At 67.0% G+C, this 13,955-nt stretch carries 25 protein-coding genes; all 25 read right to left on the bottom strand.

Translation table 11 applies throughout. The annotated features are described in order from the left end of the window. Window positions 1-84 precede the first annotated feature (84 nt). Window positions 85-888: a type I methionyl aminopeptidase gene (map, locus tag AB0I04_RS34980; RefSeq protein ID WP_360894442.1), complete on the bottom strand. Its 804-nt coding sequence runs from the start codon at window positions 886-888 to the stop codon at window positions 85-87. A gap of 62 nt (window positions 889-950) precedes the next feature. Further along, entirely contained in the window at window positions 951-1,604 is a 654-nt protein-coding gene (locus AB0I04_RS34975) for an adenylate kinase (RefSeq protein WP_360894439.1), read from the bottom strand. Next, entirely contained in the window at window positions 1,604-2,905 is a 1,302-nt protein-coding gene (secY, locus tag AB0I04_RS34970) for a preprotein translocase subunit SecY (protein ID WP_360894540.1), read from the bottom strand. The genes AB0I04_RS34975 and secY overlap by 1 nt, the downstream gene beginning before the upstream one ends. A gap of 157 nt (window positions 2,906-3,062) precedes the next feature. Further along, the gene (rplO, locus tag AB0I04_RS34965; RefSeq protein ID WP_360894436.1) at window positions 3,063-3,515 is read right to left on the bottom strand and encodes a 50S ribosomal protein L15; all 453 of its coding nucleotides are present in this window, start codon (window positions 3,513-3,515) and stop codon (window positions 3,063-3,065) included. Between the two features lies 1 nt (window position 3,516). Then, window positions 3,517-3,699, bottom strand: a complete 183-nt coding sequence (rpmD, locus tag AB0I04_RS34960; RefSeq protein ID WP_360894433.1) for a 50S ribosomal protein L30 — start codon at window positions 3,697-3,699, stop codon at window positions 3,517-3,519. Continuing rightward, complete coding sequence (gene rpsE, locus AB0I04_RS34955) at window positions 3,696-4,304, bottom strand: 30S ribosomal protein S5 (RefSeq protein WP_345429315.1); 609 nt, start codon at window positions 4,302-4,304, stop codon at window positions 3,696-3,698. Before rpsE ends, rpmD begins: the two co-directional genes overlap by 4 nt. A 46-nt stretch (window positions 4,305-4,350) precedes the next feature. Continuing rightward, window positions 4,351-4,737, bottom strand: a complete 387-nt coding sequence (gene rplR / locus AB0I04_RS34950; RefSeq protein ID WP_360894430.1) for a 50S ribosomal protein L18 — start codon at window positions 4,735-4,737, stop codon at window positions 4,351-4,353. A gap of 2 nt (window positions 4,738-4,739) precedes the next feature. Next, complete coding sequence (gene rplF, locus AB0I04_RS34945; RefSeq protein ID WP_360894426.1) at window positions 4,740-5,276, bottom strand: 50S ribosomal protein L6; 537 nt, start codon at window positions 5,274-5,276, stop codon at window positions 4,740-4,742. Window positions 5,277-5,292: 16 nt separating this feature from the next. Next, on the bottom strand, window positions 5,293-5,691 hold the full coding sequence (gene rpsH / locus AB0I04_RS34940; RefSeq protein WP_360894424.1) for a 30S ribosomal protein S8: 399 nt from the start codon (window positions 5,689-5,691) through the stop codon (window positions 5,293-5,295). A 106-nt stretch (window positions 5,692-5,797) separates the two neighbouring features. Continuing rightward, window positions 5,798-5,983, bottom strand: a complete 186-nt coding sequence (locus tag AB0I04_RS34935; RefSeq protein ID WP_252780511.1) for a type Z 30S ribosomal protein S14 — start codon at window positions 5,981-5,983, stop codon at window positions 5,798-5,800. A gap of 1 nt (window position 5,984) precedes the next feature. Continuing rightward, window positions 5,985-6,560: a 50S ribosomal protein L5 gene (rplE, locus tag AB0I04_RS34930; protein ID WP_360894420.1), complete on the bottom strand. Its 576-nt coding sequence runs from the start codon at window positions 6,558-6,560 to the stop codon at window positions 5,985-5,987. Next, a complete protein-coding gene (gene rplX / locus AB0I04_RS34925; RefSeq protein WP_360894417.1) occupies window positions 6,560-6,874 on the bottom strand; it encodes a 50S ribosomal protein L24 in 315 nt (104 codons plus the stop codon). Before rplX ends, rplE begins: the two co-directional genes overlap by 1 nt. Beyond that, window positions 6,874-7,242 (bottom strand): 50S ribosomal protein L14, encoded by a 369-nt coding sequence (gene rplN, locus AB0I04_RS34920; RefSeq protein ID WP_252780494.1) that lies wholly within the window; start codon window positions 7,240-7,242, stop codon window positions 6,874-6,876. Before rplN ends, rplX begins: the two co-directional genes overlap by 1 nt. Window positions 7,243-7,321: 79 nt before the next feature. Beyond that, a complete protein-coding gene (rpsQ, locus tag AB0I04_RS34915) occupies window positions 7,322-7,594 on the bottom strand; it encodes a 30S ribosomal protein S17 (protein ID WP_345352726.1) in 273 nt (90 codons plus the stop codon). Then, window positions 7,587-7,835: a 50S ribosomal protein L29 gene (gene rpmC, locus AB0I04_RS34910; RefSeq protein WP_252780978.1), complete on the bottom strand. Its 249-nt coding sequence runs from the start codon at window positions 7,833-7,835 to the stop codon at window positions 7,587-7,589. Before rpmC ends, rpsQ begins: the two co-directional genes overlap by 8 nt. Continuing rightward, entirely contained in the window at window positions 7,835-8,254 is a 420-nt protein-coding gene (gene rplP, locus AB0I04_RS34905; protein WP_252780460.1) for a 50S ribosomal protein L16, read from the bottom strand. The genes rpmC and rplP overlap by 1 nt, the downstream gene beginning before the upstream one ends. A 7-nt stretch (window positions 8,255-8,261) precedes the next feature. Next, window positions 8,262-9,140 (bottom strand): 30S ribosomal protein S3, encoded by an 879-nt coding sequence (gene rpsC / locus AB0I04_RS34900; RefSeq protein WP_360894413.1) that lies wholly within the window; start codon window positions 9,138-9,140, stop codon window positions 8,262-8,264. Continuing rightward, window positions 9,140-9,520, bottom strand: coding sequence for a 50S ribosomal protein L22 (gene rplV / locus AB0I04_RS34895; RefSeq protein ID WP_360894410.1), 381 nt, complete (start codon window positions 9,518-9,520; stop codon window positions 9,140-9,142). The genes rpsC and rplV overlap by 1 nt, the downstream gene beginning before the upstream one ends. Window positions 9,521-9,559: 39 nt before the next feature. Beyond that, on the bottom strand, window positions 9,560-9,841 hold the full coding sequence (gene rpsS / locus AB0I04_RS34890) for a 30S ribosomal protein S19 (RefSeq protein WP_360894407.1): 282 nt from the start codon (window positions 9,839-9,841) through the stop codon (window positions 9,560-9,562). 9 nt (window positions 9,842-9,850) lie between these two features. Beyond that, window positions 9,851-10,684 carry a 50S ribosomal protein L2 gene (gene rplB, locus AB0I04_RS34885; protein WP_360894404.1) on the bottom strand — a complete coding sequence of 278 codons (834 nt, stop codon included), beginning with the start codon at window positions 10,682-10,684 and terminating at the stop codon, window positions 9,851-9,853. A 42-nt stretch (window positions 10,685-10,726) separates the two neighbouring features. Next, on the bottom strand, window positions 10,727-11,026 hold the full coding sequence (gene rplW / locus AB0I04_RS34880; protein WP_360894402.1) for a 50S ribosomal protein L23: 300 nt from the start codon (window positions 11,024-11,026) through the stop codon (window positions 10,727-10,729). Continuing rightward, a complete protein-coding gene (gene rplD, locus AB0I04_RS34875; RefSeq protein WP_360894399.1) occupies window positions 11,023-11,637 on the bottom strand; it encodes a 50S ribosomal protein L4 in 615 nt (204 codons plus the stop codon). Before rplD ends, rplW begins: the two co-directional genes overlap by 4 nt. Beyond that, on the bottom strand, window positions 11,638-12,285 hold the full coding sequence (gene rplC, locus AB0I04_RS34870) for a 50S ribosomal protein L3 (RefSeq protein ID WP_360894396.1): 648 nt from the start codon (window positions 12,283-12,285) through the stop codon (window positions 11,638-11,640). It lies immediately after the preceding gene. Between the two features lie 14 nt (window positions 12,286-12,299). Continuing rightward, window positions 12,300-12,608, bottom strand: coding sequence for a 30S ribosomal protein S10 (rpsJ, locus tag AB0I04_RS34865; protein WP_360894393.1), 309 nt, complete (start codon window positions 12,606-12,608; stop codon window positions 12,300-12,302). Window positions 12,609-12,711: 103 nt separating this feature from the next. Continuing rightward, the gene (gene tuf / locus AB0I04_RS34860; RefSeq protein ID WP_360894391.1) at window positions 12,712-13,905 is read right to left on the bottom strand and encodes an elongation factor Tu; all 1,194 of its coding nucleotides are present in this window, start codon (window positions 13,903-13,905) and stop codon (window positions 12,712-12,714) included. Window positions 13,906-13,955: the final 50 nt, after the last annotated feature.

The following is a 13,955-nucleotide window of genomic DNA, read 5'->3' as shown; positions in this document are numbered from 1 at the left end:
TGGCGTCTCGTACGCGGCGTTTCGGGCGGTGCCTCGTCGCCACCGACGGCAAGGCGTCAACGCCGGCGGCAAGTGGCGCGGTGGTCAAGCGCTCTTCAGCCGCTCCTGGCCACCGTCCAGGGCGGTCAGGACCCACGGGCCGTCCTCGGTGACGGCGAAGGTGTGCTCGAAGTGCGCCGAGCGGCGGCCGTCGGCGGTGATGACCGTCCAGTCGTCCTCGAGCAGGATCGTCTCGGCCGTCCCCAGGTTGACCATCGGCTCGACCGCGAAGCACATGCCGGGCACCAGCAGCGGCCCGCGGCCCGGCTGCCCATAGTTGGGCACCGCCGGGTCCATGTGCATCTCGGTGCCGATGCCGTGACCGACGTACTCCTCGACGATGCCGTAGTCGCCCTGGCCGCGGACGTACGTCTCGACGGCGTTGCCGATGTCGCTCAGCCGGCCGCCGACCCGCCCGGCCGCCAGGCCGCGCCACAGCGACTCCTCGCAGACCTCGAGGAGCCTGCGCTCCTCGGGCGTGATCTCGCCGACGGGCACGGTCACGGCCGAGTCGCCGTGCCAGCCGTCGACGATCGCGCCGCAGTCGATGGAGATGACGTCGCCCTCGGCGAGCACCTTGGACGGGTTGGGGATGCCGTGCACGATCTCCTCGTTGATCGAGGTGCAGATGCAGGCCGGGAACCCCTGGTAGCCCTTGAACGACGGTGTCGCGCCCGCTGAGCGGATCGACTCCTCGGCGATGGCGTCGAGGTCCGCCGTCGTGATGCCGGGCTTGACGGCCTCGACGAGCCGCTCGAGCGTACGGGCGACGACGAGGCCCGCCTCGCGCATCACGTCCAGTTCGCCCGGCGTCTTGATCTGAATGGCCGGCTTACGCTTCTTCCACACTCTTCGCTCCGCAGGTAGATCCGGGGCGCGCCCGAGGAATCCGGCCGCGCCTCCCCACCGGATCAGTCGGTGAACGGACGAAGCGCGGCGAGCGCCCTCTCGGTGACCTCTTCGACGGGCCCTGTCGCGTCGATACCGACCAGAATGCCCTCATCGGCGTAGAACGACGCGAGAGGCGCGGTCTGTTCCTGGTAGACCTCCAGGCGGTGCCTGATGGTCTCCTCGCGGTCGTCGTCACGCTGGAACAGCTCGCCGCCGCAGACGTCGCAGACGCCCTCCTTGGACGGCGGGTCGAACGCCACGTGCCAGATCCGCCCGCACTTTCGGCAGGTACGGCGCCCGGACAGCCGGCGTACGACCTCGTCGTTCTCGACCACCAGCTCGAGGACCAGGTCGAGCCGCTGATCCATCTCGGAGAGGATCTTCTTGAGGGTCTCCGCCTGCGGCACGTTGCGCGGGAAGCCGTCGAGCAGGAAGCCTTCCTGCGCGTCCTCTTCGGCCAGCCGGTCCCGCACCATCGCGATGGTGACCTCGTCGGGGACGAGGTCACCGCGGTCCATGTACTCCTTGGCCTTGCGGCCGAGGGGCGTATTGCCGCTCACGTTGGCGCGGAAGATGTCACCTGTCGAGATCTTCGGGACCGACAGATGCGATGAGATGAACTGGGCCTGAGTCCCCTTGCCCGCTCCCGGGGGGCCCACAAGCACGATACGCACTACCGCAGGAAGCCCTCGTAGTTACGCTGCTGGAGTTGGCTCTCGATCTGCTTCACCGTGTCCAGCCCGACGCCGACCATGATCAGGATGCTGGTGCCACCGAAGGGGAAGTTCTGGCTGGCCCCGATGAGGCCGAACGCCACCATCGGCACCAGCGCGATCAGACCGAGGTAGAGCGCACCGGGCGCGGTGATCCGCGTGAGCACGTAGTCGAGGTACTCGGCGGTCGGCCGCCCCGGACGGATGCCCGGAATGAACCCACCGTACTTCTTCATGTTGTCCGCGACCTCGGTCGGGTTGAACGTGATCGCGACGTAGAAGTAGGTGAAGAAGATGATCAGCAGGAAGTACAGGGCCATGTAGATCGGGTGATCGCCCTTGACCAGGTACTTGGAGATGAACGTGGCGATCGGGTTCGAGCTGTGCCACATCTGCACGATCAGCTGCGGGAGGTACAGCAGCGACGAGGCGAAGATGACGGGGATGACGCCCGCCTGGTTCACCTTGAGCGGGATGTAGGTCGATGTGCCGCCGTACATCCGGCGGCCGACCATCCGCTTGGCGTACTGCACCGGGATGCGGCGCTGCGCCTGCTCGACGAAGACCACGCCGGCGACGATCGCGACGCCCACGGCGAGCACGATCCCGAAGACGAAACCGCCCTTGGTCTTGTAGATGTTCCAGAACTCGGACGGGAAGACCGCCACCACCTGGGTGAAGATCAGGATCGACATGCCGTTGCCGATGCCCCGGTCGGTGACGAGCTCACCGAGCCACATGATCACCGATGTGCCTGCCGTGATCGTGACGACCATCGTGACGATGGTGAACCAGCCCTTGTTCCAGAGCAGTTCCTCGGTGCAGCCCTGCAGCAGGTTGCCGGTGCTCGCCATGGCGACGATGCCGGTGCCCTGGAGGATCGCCAGCCCGATCGTCAGATAACGGGTGTACTGGGTGATCTTCGTGGTCCCGGCCTGGCCCTCCTTCCGGAGCGCCTCCAGACGCGGGATCACCACGGTCAGGAGCTGCAGGATGATGCTCGCCGTGATGTAGGGCATGATGCCCAGGGCGAAGATCGAGAGCTTCAGCAGCGCACCGCCGCTGAACAGGTTGACCAGGCCATAGACGTTGGCGTTGGCCCCCTTGCTCACCGTGTCGATACAGCGGTGCACGGCTCCGGTGTTCACGCCCGGTGCCGGCAGCTGAGAACCCAGCCGGAACACCGCCATGATGAACAGCGTGAAGAGAAGCTTCTTGCGCAGGTCGGGTGTTCGAAACGCCCGAGTGAACGCGGTCAGCACCATTCCTCCTGCGCGGTTTCCGGCCTATGGCCGCTCACGGGCCTCAGTCGATCCTCAAGTTGCGGCGAAAGTGTCGCCGGTCGAACTCTAACAGCCCTTGTGGGGATTGCCGCCCCCGCCACCGTATGGCGGGGGCGAATCCCACAAGGGCTTTGACTCACAGCTCTTCGGCCGTGCCTCCGGCACCAGCGATCTTCTCCTTCGCGGAGCCGGAGAAGGCGTGCGCCTTGACCTGAACCGTTACGGAGATGTCACCGGTACCGAGGATCTTGACCGGACGACCGGCGCGCACGGCGCCCTTCGCCACCAGGCCCTCCGGCGTGACCTCGCCGCCCTCAGGGAAGAGCTCGGCGATCTTGGCCACGTTCACGACCTGGTACTCGACCCGGAACGGGTTCTTGAAGCCCTTGAGCTTCGGAACCCGGCGGATCAGCGGCATCTGGCCGCCCTCGAAGCCGACGGGCACGGTGGTACGAGCCTTCGTGCCCTTCGTGCCGCGTCCGGCGGTCTTGCCCTTGGACGCCTCACCACGGCCCTTGCGGGCCTTGGCCTTGTGCGCGCCCGGCGCCGGCCGCAGGTGATGCGGCCTCAGCGGGGTCTCTGCGCCCATGTCAGTCGACCTCCTCGACGGTCACGAGGTGGCGAACGGTGTTGATCATCCCGAGAACCTCGGGGCGGTCCTCGCGGACGACGCTGTGGCCGATCCGCTTGAGCCCGAGGGTACGCAGGGTGTCACGCTGGTTCTGCTTGCCACCGATCTGCGACTTGACCTGCGTGATCTTCAGGTTGCTCACGATGCCGCCTCCTGCCGGGGCTCGCTGCCCGCGGCACGGGCACGGAGCATCGCGGCCGGAGCGACGTCCTCGATCGGCAGCCCACGCTTGGCCGCGATCTCCTCGGGCCGGTTGAGCTGCTTGAGGGCCGCGACCGTCGCGTGCACGATGTTGATCGCGTTGGACGAGCCCAGCGACTTCGACAGGACGTCGTGGATGCCCGCGCACTCCAGCACCGCGCGCACCGGGCCACCCGCGATCACACCGGTACCGGGGCTGGCCGGCTTGAGCATGACGACGCCCGCGGCCTCCTCACCCTGGCTGGTGTGCGGGATGGTGCCCTGGATGCGCGGCACCTTGAAGAAGTGCTTCTTGGCCTCCTCGACACCCTTGGCGATCGCCGCGGGCACCTCCTTGGCCTTGCCGTAACCGACTCCGACGGTGCCGTTGCCGTCGCCCACGACGACGAGCGCCGTGAAGCTGAAGCGCCGGCCGCCCTTGACGACCTTGGCGACACGGTTGATCGCTACGACGCGCTCGATGTACGACTGTCCCTTGTCGGCGCCACCGCGGCGGTCATCACGCCGGTCGCGCCGCTCGCCGCCGCCACGACGTGGTGCTGCCATTAGTGGTTCCTCTTCTCGTGCGTCATCAGGTGCGATTCGCGGGCCATCAGAACTCCAGCCCGCCCTCTCGAGCACCGTCGGCCAGGGCCGCGATACGGCCGTGGTAGCGATGCCCGGCGCGGTCGAAGACCACCGCGCTGATGCCCGCCTCGCGCGCCCGCTCGGCGAGGAGCTCGCCGACCTTGCGCGCCTTGGCGCTCTTGTCGCCCTCGGCCGTACGGAGCGTGGCGTCCAGCGTGGACGCCGACGCCAGCGTGTGACCGGCCAGGTCGTCGATGATCTGCGCGAACATGTGCTTCGTCGAACGCGTCACCACCAGGCGCGGCCGCTGCGGCGTGCCCTGGACCTTCTTGCGGACGCGCAGGTGCCGGCGGGTCCGCGACGCGGCGCGCGCAGCGGTCCGCGAACGGACCTGAGTCTTGCTCGCAGCCATGTCTACTTACCAGCCTTTCCGACCTTGCGGCGGATCTGCTCACCCTGGTACCGCACGCCCTTGCCCTTGTACGGGTCGGGCTTGCGCAGCTTGCGGATGTTCGCGGCGACCTCGCCGACCTTCTGCTTGTCGATGCCCTCGACGACGAACTGCGTCGGCCGCTCGACACGGAAGTTGATGCCCGACGGGGCCTCGACCGTGATCGGGTGGCTGTAGCCGAGCGAGAACTCGAGGTTGCTGCCCTTGGCCTGGACGCGGTAGCCGACGCCGACGATCTCCATCGTCTTGCTGTAGCCCTGCGTCACGCCGATGACCATGTTGTTGATCAGCGACCGGGTGAGGCCGTGCAGCGCACGGATCGGACCCTCGTCGCTGGGGCGACCGACCTTGATCTCGCCGTTCTCCTGAACGACCTCGATCGGCCGGGCCACCGTGTGCTTCAGCTCGCCCTTGGGGCCCTTGACCGTGACCTCCTGGCCATCGACCTTGACGTCGACGCCGCTGGGGACGGGAATGGGCAGACGTCCAATACGCGACATGCTTGTGTCCCTCCCCTCACCAGACGTAGGCGAGGACTTCCCCGCCCACGCCGTGCTTGCCGGCCTGCTTGTCGGTCATGAGGCCGGAGGACGTCGAGATGATCGCGACGCCGAGACCACCGAGGACCTTCGGCAGGTTGTCCTTCTTCGCGTAGACCCGCAGGCCAGGCTTGGACACCCGCTTGAGCCCGGCGATCGAGCGCTCCCGGCTCGGGCCGAACTTGAGGTCGACTACGAGCTTCTTGCCGACCTCGGCGTCCTCGACGCTCCATCCCGAGATGTAACCCTCCTGCTGGAGGATCTCGGCGATGTGCGCCTTGATCTTCGAGTACGGCATATTCACGGTGTCGTGGTACGCCGAATTCGCGTTCCGCAGACGCGTCAGCATGTCTGCGATCGGGTCGGTCATCGTCATGGCCTACTGGCCCTCCTCGCCGCGGTTTCCGTACCTCACGGACCTACGACGCGGTCGTGGGCGCCTCTGTCCAGGCGCCCGGTCGGTCATTATCGAAAGCCGGTTGTTACCAGCTGGACTTGGTGATGCCGGGCAGCTCGCCACGGTGCGCCATCTCCCGGAAGCAGATCCGGCACAGGCCGAACTTGCGGAAGACGGCACGCGGACGCCCGCACCGCGAGCACCGAGTGTAGGCGCGCACGGCGTGCTTGGGCTTCCGGTTCGCCTTGGCGATCAGAGCCTTCTTCGCCATCTCAGTTCTCCTTGAACGGGAAGCCCAGGGCTCGCAGGAGCGCCCGGCCCTCGTCGTCGGTCTTCGCGGTGGTCACGATCGTGATGTCCATGCCGCGCTGGCGGTCGACCTTGTCGGGGTCGATCTCATGGAACATCACCTGCTCGGTGAGCCCGAACGTGTAGTTGCCGTTGCCGTCGAAGTGCTTCGGCGACAGGCCGCGGAAGTCACGGATGCGGGGCAGCGCCAGCGAGAGCAGCCGGTCGAGGAACTCCCACATACGGTCGCCGCGCAGCGTCACGTGCGCGCCGATCGGCATGCCCTCACGCAGCTTGAACTGCGCGATGGACTTCTTCGCGCGGGCGACCGCGGGCTTCTGGCCGGTGATGGTCGTCAGGTCGCGCACCGCGCCCTCGATGAGCTTCGAGTCGCGGGCGGCGTCACCGACGCCCATGTTGACCTTGACCTTGGTCACGCCCGGGATCTGCATGACGTTGGCGTAGCCGAACTCTTCCTTCAGCGCCTTCGCGATCTCCTCGCGGTAGCGCAGCTTGAGCCTCGGCTGCGGGGTCTCTTGCGTAGTCGTGTCGGCGGTCATCAGATTTCCTTACCGGTACGGCGCGAGATACGAACCTTCGTGCCGTCGTCGTTGATGCGGTAGCCGACGCGAGTGCGCTTGCCGTTCTCCAGCAGCATCACGTTGCTGACGTGGATCGGCCCCTCCTTGGTGACGACCCCGCCTTCCTTGGCGCCACGCGGGCCCTGGTTCGTCTCCTTGGTGTGGCGCTTCACCATGTTCACGCCCTCGACGACCACGCGCTCGCCCTTGGGGTCGGCCACGATGACCTTGCCCGTCGCGCCCTTGTCCTTGCCCGCGATGACGACGACCTCGTCGCCCTTCTTGATCTTCATCACAGCACCTCCGGCGCCAGCGAGATGATGCGCATGAACCGCTTCTCACGCAGCTCCCGGCCGACCGGGCCGAAGATACGCGTGCCGCGGGGGTCGCCGCCGTCCTTGATCAGGACGGCCGCGTTCTCGTCGAAGCGGATGTAGGAGCCGTCGGGACGGCCCCGCTCCTTGCGGGTGCGCACGACGACGGCCTTAACGACATCACCCTTCTTGACGCCGGCACCGGGAAGAGCGTCCTTCACGGTGGCGACGATGATGTCACCGATGCCCGCATAGCGCCGACCCGAGCCGCCGAGAACGCGGATGCACAGAATCTCCTTGGCACCCGTGTTGTCGGCGACCTTGAGTCGCGACTCCTGCTGGATCACGTCAACTCCTGTTTTTCACGCCGGTTCTCGTTGTGAGCCTGGCGGATTCGATCCTCAGTCGCTCGGCGGCGACTGCCAGTTACTTGGCCTTCTCAAGGATCTCCACGACGCGCCACCGCTTGGTGGCGGACATCGGCCGGGTCTCCATGAGACGAACCCGGTCGCCGACACCACAGGCGTTGCCCTCGTCGTGCGCCTTGTACTTGGTCGTACGGCGAATGATCTTGCCGTACAGCGGGTGCTTGACGCGGTCCTCGACGGCGACGACGACGGTCTTGTCCATCTTGTCGCTGACCACGAGACCCTCACGGATCTTGCGGTAGTTCCGCGTCTCGGTGTTCTGCTCACTCATCGGTGGACTCCTCCACGGGCTCTTCGGCGAACTCGACGATGCCGAGCTCACGCTCCCGCATCACGGTGTAGATGCGGGCGATCTCCCGCTTCACTTCCCGAAGCCGTCCGTGAGTCTCGAGCTGGCCCGTCGCCGCCTGGAAGCGGAGGTTGAACAGCTCCTCCTTCGCCTCCTTGAGCTTGGTGACGAGCTCAGCCTCGGGCTGGGTCCGCAGATCGTCAGCGGTAAGGCCCTTGGCCATCACGCCTCACCCACTTCACGCTTCACGAACTTGCACTTCATCGGGAGCTTGTGCATCGCGCGGCGGAGCGCCTCGCGAGCCAGCGGCTCCGGAACGCCGGCCAGCTCGAACATCACGCGTCCGGGCTTGACGTTGGCGATCCACCACTCCGGCGAACCCTTACCGGAACCCATCCGGGTCTCGGCCGGCTTCTTGGTCAGCGGACGGTCGGGGTAGATGTTGATCCACACCTTTCCGCCACGCTTGATGTGCCGGGTCATGGCGATACGAGCGGCCTCGATCTGCCGGTTGGTCACGTAGGCGCCCTCGACGGCCTGAATGCCGTACTCGCCGAAGGTGACCTTCGTGCCGCCCTTGGCCATCCCACGCCGCTTCGGGTGGTGCTGCTTGCGGTGCTTGACCCTGCGAGGGATCAGCATTGGTTATTCAGCTCCCCTCACCCGTGCTGGACGGCGCGGCCGCCTCGTTGGACTGCTGCTCGGCACCGGCGGACGCGGTCTGCTGCTGCTGCCGACCGCCGCGGTCGCCACCACGGTCGCCACCGCGCTCGCCGCGACGGCCACCGCCGCCGCCACCGCCACCGCCACCGCCACCGCCACCGCCACGACGCTGCGGCCGCTCGCGGCGACCGCCACCGGCGGCCCGCTCCTTGGCCTGCTGCGCCTCGCGCTCGGCGCGACTCGTCGGCGCCTCGCCCTTGTAGATCCAGACCTTCACGCCGATCCGGCCGAAGGTGGTCCGGGCCTCGTAGAAGCCGTAGTCGATGTCGGCGCGGAGCGTGTGCAGGGGCACCTGGCCCTCGCGGTAGAACTCCGAGCGCGACATCTCGGCGCCGCCGAGGCGGCCGCCGCACTGGACCTTGATGCCCTTCGCGCCGCTCTTCATGGCGCTCTGGATGGCCTTACGCATCGCACGGCGGAACGCGACCCGGCTGGACAGCTGCTCGGCAACGCCCTGGGCGACGAGCTGAGCGTCGACCTCCGGGTTCTTGACCTCGAGGATGTTCAGCTGGACCTGCTTGCCGGTCAGCTTCTCGAGGTCGCCGCGGATGCGGTCGGCCTCCGCGCCCCGCCGGCCGATGACGATGCCGGGACGGGCGGTGTGGATGTCGACGCGGACACGGTCACGGGTGCGCTCGATCTCGACCTTGGAGATGCCGGCGCGGTCCATGCCGCGGGTCAGCATCCGGCGGATCGCCACGTCTTCCTTGACGTAGTCCTTGTACAGCTTGTCGGCGTACCACCGGCTCTTGAAGTCGGTGGTGATGCCCAACCGGAACCCGTGCGGGTTGATCTTCTGCCCCACTAGCGGGTCCTCCTAGTCTTCTTACGGCCGTTGGACTTCTCGCCCTCGGACCGCGACTCGACCACGACCGTGATGTGGCTCGTGCGCTTGTTGATGCGGTACGCACGCCCCATCGACCGCGGGCGGTAACGCTTCAGCGTCGGTCCCTCGTCGACCCACGCCCGGCTCACCCAGAGCGTGTCGGCCTCGAGCTGGCTGTTGTGCTCGGCGTTGGCGATGGCGCTCGAGAGCACCTTGTACACCGGCTCACTCGCAGCCTGAGGGGCGAACCGCAGCACCGCCTGAGCCTCCGTGGCCGGCAGGCCACGGATGAGGTCCACCACGCGGCGGGCCTTTCTGGGCGTGACGCGGGCGTACCGCGCCTGGGCCCTGGCTTCCATCGCTGTTTCCTCGCTCTCGCTACTTCTCTGCGATTTCGCTCAGCCTCGACGGCTGCGGCGGTCTTCCTTGATGTGGCCCTTGAACGTCCGCGTCGGGGCGAACTCCCCGAGCTTGTGACCGATCATGGCCTCGGTGACGAACACCGGAACGTGCTTGCGTCCGTCGTGCACGGCGATCGTGTGCCCGAGCATGTCGGGAACGATCATGGAGCGCCGCGACCACGTCTTGATGACGTTCTTGGTGCCCTTCTCGTTCTGCACGTCCACCTTCTTCTGAAGGTGGTCGTCCACGAAAGGGCCCTTCTTAAGGCTACGTGGCATCGTGGGCTCCTACCGCTTCTTCTTGCTACGACGACGGACGATGAGCCGATCGGACGGCTTGTTCGCCTTACGGGTGCGGCCCTCGGGCTGGCCCCAGGGGCTCGACGGGTGACGACCACCGGAGGTCTTGCCCTCACCACCACCGTGCGGGTGGTCGATCGGGTTCATGGCGACACCGCGGACGGTCGGGCGCTTGCCCTTCCACCGCATACGGCCGGCCTTACCCCAGTTGATGTTCGACTGCTCGGAGTTGCCGACCTCACCGACGGTGGCGCGGCAGCGGACGTCGACCATGCGCATCTCACCGGAGGGCATGCGCAGCGTGGCGTACTTGCCCTCCTTGGCCAGCAGCTGCGCGCCGGAGCCGGCCGACCGGGCCAGCTTGGCGCCGCCGCCCGGCCGCAGCTCGATGGCGTGCACGACCGTACCGGTGGGGATGTTGCGCAGCGGCAGGCAGTTGCCCGGCTTGATGTCGGCGCCCGGACCGTTCTCGATCGCGTCGCCCTGCTTCACGCCGGTCGGGCAGAGGATGTAGCGCTTCTCCCCGTCGGCGTAGTGCAGCAGCGCGATCCGCGCGGTGCGGTTCGGGTCGTACTCGATGTGCGCGACCTTCGCGGGGACGCCGTCCTTGTCGGCGCGCCGGAAGTCGATTACTCGGTACGAGCGCTTGTGACCGCCGCCCTGGTGGCGAGCGGTGATACGGCCGTGCGTGTTACGGCCGCCCTTCTTCGGGAGCGGACGCACCAGCGACTTCTCGGGCTCGGTCCGGGTGACCTCGACGAAGTCGGCCACACTCGAACCGCGACGGCCCGGGGTCGTCGGCTTGTACTTACGGATGCCCATCTTTTTCGTTCATCCCTTATTTCGTCTCTTCGGTTCCCCCGGTCAGCTGACCGGGCCTCCGAAGATGTCGATCCGCTCACCGTCGGCCAGGCTCACGATGGCCCGCTTGGTGTCCTTGCGCGTGCCGTAACCGAACCGGGTGCGCTTGCGCTTGCCCTGCCGGTTGAGGGTGTTCACGCCCGTGACCTTGACCCCGAAGACGGCCTCGACGGCCTGCCGGATCTGGGTCTTGTTGGCGTCGGTGCGGACCTCGAACGTGTACTTGTTCTCATCGAGCAGCCCGTAGCTCTTCTCAGAGATCACGGGCGCGACGAGGATGTCGCGCGGGTCGGCGATCTTCACTTCGCGCTCTCCTTCCCGCTCGCACGGCTCACGAACGCCTGGTACGCGGCCTCGGTGAACACCACCTCGTCGTTGCAGAGCACGTCGTAGGTGTTGAGCTGGTCCTCGACGATCACGTGGATCTCGGGGACGTTGCGGAGGCTCTTCCAGGTGAGCTCGTCCTCGCGGTCGAGCACCAGGAGCACCTTCTGCGCCTCGGTGATCCCACGGAGCGCGCTCAGCGCCGTCTTGGTCTTGGGCGTGTCGCCCTCGATCAGGCTCGACACCACGTGCACCCGGCCGTAGCGGGCGCGGTCCGACAGCGCGCCGCGCAGCGCGGCCGCCTTCATCTTCTTCGGCGTCTTCTGCTCGTACGAGCGCGGCTGCGGGCCGTGGACGATGCCACCGCCGGCGAACTGCGGCGCACGGGTGGAGCCCTGACGAGCGCGGCCGGTGCCCTTCTGCCGGTACGGCTTCTTGCCGCCACCGGAGACCTCACCGCGGGTCTTGGTCTTGTGCGTGCCCTGGCGAGCGGCGGCCAGCTGGGCCACGACCACCTGGTGGATCAGTGGCACGTTGACCTTGGCCTCGAAGAGCTCCGGGGCCAGCTCGATCTCCAGCTTGGTGGTCACTTACTTCGCCCCCTTCGCGGCGGTGCGAACCAGGACGAGGCCGCCGTTCGGACCGGGAACCGCGCCCTTGATCAGCAGCAGGTTCTTCTCGGTGTCGATGGCGTGCACGGTGAGGTTCTGGACGGTGATACGCGCGTTGCCGTGCCGACCGGCCATGCGCAGGCCCTTGAACACGCGACCCGGGGTGGCACACCCGCCGATCGAACCCGGCGAACGGTGCTTGCGCTGGGTACCGTGCGACGCGCTGAGGCCCTTGAAGCCGTGGCGCTTCATGACACCCGCGGTGCCCTTGCCCTTGCTGCGGCCGGTGACGTCGATCCGCTGGCCCGCCTCGAACACCTCAACGGTGATCTCCTGGCCGAGCTCGTACTCGGTGGCGTCGTCGGTGCGCAGTTCGATGAGGTGACGGCGCGGTGTGACGCCGGCCTTCTCGAAGTGCCCGGTGGCGGGCTTGTTCACCTTGCGCGGGTCGATCTGGCCGAAGCCGAGCTGGACGGCGGAGTAGCCGTCGGTCTCTGGCGTGCGGACCCGGGTGACGACACACGGCCCGGCCTGGACGACGGTTACCGGCACGATCCGGCCCTCATCGTCGAAAACCTGGGTCATGCCGAGCTTCTCGCCCAGGACGCCCTTTCTCTGCTTACTCATCTCTCGAAGCGTCCTTAGAGCTTGATCTCGATGTCGACGCCGGCCGGAAGGTCGAGCCGCATGAGCGAGTCGACCGTCTTGGGCGTCGGATCGATGATGTCGATCAGGCGCTTGTGCGTGCGCATCTCAAAGTGCTCGCGGCTGTCCTTGTACTTGTGCGGCGAGCGGATGACGCAGTACACGTTCTTCTCGGTCGGCAGCGGCACCGGGCCGGCGACCTTCGCGCCCGTGCGCGTCACCGTTTCGACGATCTTGCGCGCCGAAGAGTCGATGATCTCGTGGTCGTAGGCCTTGAGCCGGATGCGGATCTTCTGTCCCGCCATGGTGGCCTCGGTGTCCTTTGCTTCCTAGTGCCGCTGGGTCTGCTATCTCGCGGTGCGGCGGCCGGACTCTGTGGCGAGCCCGGCCGCCGCCTCGCGGTGGTTACTACTTGAGAATCTTGGTCACACGGCCGGCACCGACGGTGCGGCCGCCCTCGCGGATCGCGAAGCGGAGGCCTTCCTCCATCGCGATGGGCTGGATGAGCTCGACGCGCATCTCGGTGTTGTCGCCCGGCATGACCATCTCGGTGCCCTCGGGCAGGTGCACGACGCCCGTCACGTCCGTGGTCCGGAAGTAGAACTGCGGGCGGTAGTTGTTGAAGAACGGCGTGTGCCGGCCGCCCTCGTCCTTGGACAGGATGTAGACCTGCGCCTCGAACTCGGTGTGCGGGGTGTTCGTGCCCGGCTTGATGACACACTGGCCGCGCTCGACGTCCTCGCGCTTGATGCCGCGGAGGAGCAGGCCGACGTTGTCGCCCGCCTGGCCCTGGTCGAGCAGCTTGCGGAACATCTCGACGCCGGTGACCGTGGTGGTGGTCGCGGTCTCCTTGATGCCGATGATGTCGACGGTCTCGTTGACGTTGACGACGCCACGCTCGATGCGGCCGGTGACGACGGTGCCGCGGCCGGTGATCGAGAAGACGTCCTCGATCGGCATCAGGAACGGCTTGTCCGTCTCGCGGACCGGCTCCGGGATGTTCTCGTCGCAGGCGTCCATGAGCTCGACGATCTTCGCGCCCCACTCGGCGTCGCCCTCGAGGGCCTTGAGCGCCGAGACGCGGACGACCGGAAGGTCGTCGCCCGGGAACTCGTACTCGCTGAGCAGCTCACGGACCTCCAGCTCGACGAGCTCGAGGATCTCCTCGTCGTCGACCATGTCGGTCTTGTTGAGCGCCACGACGATGTACGGAACGCCGACCTGGCGGGCCAGGAGCACGTGCTCCTTGGTCTGCGGCATCGGGCCGTCGGTCGCCGCCACCACCAGGATCGCGCCGTCCATCTGGGCGGCACCGGTGATCATGTTCTTGATGTAGTCGGCGTGACCCGGGCAGTCGACGTGAGCGTAGTGACGCTTCTCCGTCTGGTACTCGACGTGGGCGATCGAGATCGTGATGCCCCGCTCGCGCTCCTCCGGCGCCTTGTCGATGTCCTCGAACGGCGTGAAGGGGTTGAGGTCGGGGTGCTTGTCATGGAGCACCTTGGTAATCGCCGCGGTAAGCGTGGTCTTACCGTGGTCGATGTGTCCAATGGTGCCGATGTTTACGTGCGGCTTCGTCCGCTCGAACTTGGCCTTGGCCACCGGTGTCTCCTTGTTCCGATCCTCGGCCGTCTGAACGACCGCATTCCTTC

Source organism: Actinoallomurus sp. NPDC050550 (genome assembly GCF_040655075.1).
Taxonomy (GTDB): Bacteria; Actinomycetota; Actinomycetes; order Streptosporangiales; family Streptosporangiaceae; genus Actinoallomurus.
This window is presented reverse-complemented; position numbering and strand designations above follow the sequence as displayed.

Bases quoted from the DNA above. Each gene is read 5' to 3' on its own strand.
- rplV (WP_360894410.1), bottom strand. From the start codon at position 9,520: ATGGAAGCCAGGGCCCAGGCGCGGTACGCCCGCGTCACGCCCAGAAAG.
- rplE (WP_360894420.1), bottom strand. From the start codon at position 6,560: ATGACCGCCGACACGACTACGCAAGAGACCCCGCAGCCGAGGCTCAAG.
- AB0I04_RS34935 (WP_252780511.1), bottom strand. From the start codon at position 5,983: ATGGCGAAGAAGGCTCTGATCGCCAAGGCGAACCGGAAGCCCAAGCAC.
- rpsE (WP_345429315.1), bottom strand. From the start codon at position 4,304: ATGGCAGCACCACGTCGTGGCGGCGGCGAGCGGCGCGACCGGCGTGAT.
- rpsQ (WP_345352726.1), bottom strand. From the start codon at position 7,594: ATGAGTGAGCAGAACACCGAGACGCGGAACTACCGCAAGATCCGTGAG.
- rpmC (WP_252780978.1), bottom strand. From the start codon at position 7,835: ATGGCCAAGGGCCTTACCGCTGACGATCTGCGGACCCAGCCCGAGGCT.
- rplO (WP_360894436.1), bottom strand. From the start codon at position 3,515: ATGGGCGCAGAGACCCCGCTGAGGCCGCATCACCTGCGGCCGGCGCCG.
- rpsH (WP_360894424.1), bottom strand. From the start codon at position 5,691: ATGACGATGACCGACCCGATCGCAGACATGCTGACGCGTCTGCGGAAC.
- rplC (WP_360894396.1), bottom strand. From the start codon at position 12,285: ATGAGTAAGCAGAGAAAGGGCGTCCTGGGCGAGAAGCTCGGCATGACC.
- rplX (WP_360894417.1), bottom strand. From the start codon at position 6,874: ATGAAGATCAAGAAGGGCGACGAGGTCGTCGTCATCGCGGGCAAGGAC.
- rplB (WP_360894404.1), bottom strand. From the start codon at position 10,684: ATGGGCATCCGTAAGTACAAGCCGACGACCCCGGGCCGTCGCGGTTCG.
- rplR (WP_360894430.1), bottom strand. From the start codon at position 4,737: ATGGCTGCGAGCAAGACTCAGGTCCGTTCGCGGACCGCTGCGCGCGCC.
- rpsJ (WP_360894393.1), bottom strand. From the start codon at position 12,608: ATGGCGGGACAGAAGATCCGCATCCGGCTCAAGGCCTACGACCACGAG.
- rplP (WP_252780460.1), bottom strand. From the start codon at position 8,254: ATGCTGATCCCTCGCAGGGTCAAGCACCGCAAGCAGCACCACCCGAAG.
- rplF (WP_360894426.1), bottom strand. From the start codon at position 5,276: ATGTCGCGTATTGGACGTCTGCCCATTCCCGTCCCCAGCGGCGTCGAC.
- rpsS (WP_360894407.1), bottom strand. From the start codon at position 9,841: ATGCCACGTAGCCTTAAGAAGGGCCCTTTCGTGGACGACCACCTTCAG.